This is a genomic window from Paenibacillus shenyangensis, from assembly GCF_000346635.1.
GTDB classification, from domain to species: domain Bacteria; phylum Bacillota; class Bacilli; order Paenibacillales; family Paenibacillaceae; genus Saccharibacillus; species Saccharibacillus dauci.
The window spans coordinates 1-1,561 of the sequence record NZ_AOIG01000050.1 but is presented as its reverse complement, the minus strand read 5'-3'; the positions used below and the strand labels follow the sequence as shown (position 1 = coordinate 1,561).

At 51.1% G+C, this 1,561-nt stretch carries 2 protein-coding genes; both read right to left on the bottom strand.

Annotated elements, in window-relative coordinates; genetic code table 11:
* Positions 1 to 105: 105 nt before the first annotated feature.
* A complete protein-coding gene (locus tag H065_RS27575; protein WP_238558035.1) occupies positions 106 to 993 on the bottom strand; it encodes an IS1182 family transposase in 888 nt (295 codons plus the stop codon).
* Positions 894 to 1,466: an IS1182 family transposase gene (locus tag H065_RS28420; protein WP_026136430.1), complete on the bottom strand. Its 573-nt coding sequence runs from the start codon at positions 1,464 to 1,466 to the stop codon at positions 894 to 896. The genes H065_RS27575 and H065_RS28420 overlap by 100 nt, the downstream gene beginning before the upstream one ends.
* Positions 1,467 to 1,561 lie beyond the last annotated feature (95 nt).

Below are 1,561 nucleotides of genomic sequence, written 5' to 3'. Positions count from 1 at the left end.
TTAGGGGCTCAGAATGTCGAGAAACCCAGCTCTCCTAATAGAGAGTTGGGTTTCTTTTGCGTCGCGTGACTCTTTTTTCCTCGGCCGGCAGGCCAAGAAGGCCGGTTAGGCCTGCTTAGCCTGCCGGTCCAGGTGGTTCGCCACCTTCTTCAGGTTCTGCACGGCGGCGGTCAGGAGTGCCTGCTCCGTCACATTCGCAAGTCCGCGCAACCTGAAATAACGAAACCCATGCAGTTCTTTCGCATCTGCAAAGCTTCGTTCAATCGTCTCTTTTCGTTTGCGGTACAGTTGCTTGCCCGAGCGGCTTAGCCGGTTTTCCCGCATCTTTTCCTTGCTGTCTTCCCAGACGTGCCGGGTCACCACTTTTCGTCGGTTCGCCGAGCGTGTACAGCTCTGGAGCCATGGACAGTCTTGGCAGAGTTTGGGGTCGGAGGCATACTGGCGGTAACCTTGTCGGTCGGTGGTTCGGTACGGTAACTCTTGCCCATTTGGACAGGTGTAGTGGTCCTCCTCGGCATTGTAGCGGAATTTGGCTTTCGGAAAGAGACCTTTCACAGGATGGAATCTTCGGTGGGCAATCACGCCATAAATCTGTCGTTCTTCAAGTCCTCGGCAAATCGGATTCGTCAAATAACCGGCGTCCAGCGCCACGGCTTCCACTTGAAACGAGAATCGCTCACGCTGCCGGTCCAGGCGCGTCAAATAAGGCACGGAATCATGCACATTTCCGGCCGTCACATGCACATCGGTAATCACATTGTACTTCCCGTCAACCGTTCGGTGGTCCAGGTAGAAAAAGCCTTCCGGCTTTCCGTCACGCACCATGTAGCCACTGTCCGGGTCGGTCGTGCTCACTTTCACTTCTTTGGTTTCTTCCACCTCCTCTCGTGGTTTTAGCGCTTTTTTCCATGCGCCTTTCGGTCGGCTTCGACAGTAGTGTTCAGCTCGTCCAAGTAGTCTTTTGTGTTTTGCAGCACTTCTTGCTTGGTATATTTGTGTTTGTTGGCGCTGGCTTTAACGTGAGTCGAGTCCGAGAATAAGACGCGTCCGCCCACCATCTTGTGCGAAATGGCTTGCAGTACAATCTCATCGAAAATGTCCTGGAAGATTGTCGTCCCCTTAAAGCGTGTTCGGCGATTCCAGCTAATCGTGGAATGGTCCGGCACTTTTTCGGTTAAGCCAAGTCCGAGAAACCAACGGTAAGCCAGATTCGTTTGGACTTCGCGTTCCAGTTGGCGTTCGGAACGAATGCCATAAAAATAACCCAGGAAAATCATCTTGAAGAGGACCGTCGGGTCAATGGCCGGACGACCGTTGTTTTCGCAATAAAGAGGACGGACCTTTTCATCGATGAAGGAGAAATCGATATACCGATCAATCTTGCGCAGCATATGGTTTTCGGGCACAAGATCTTCAATCGAAACGAGTTCGTAGGTTTGTTGTTTTTCTCGATTTGGACGCAACATGAGAACACCATCCGTTCGTTAAAAGTTACTTCTATTATACAACATTAACGCGGTGTCGTCATAAACAGAATAGACATAAAGAAAAGCTGTCGAGA

Excerpts from the sequence above, each read along its gene's own strand:
- H065_RS28420 (WP_026136430.1), bottom strand. The coding sequence starts at position 1,466 with ATGTTGCGTCCAAATCGAGAAAAACAACAAACCTACGAACTCGTTTCG.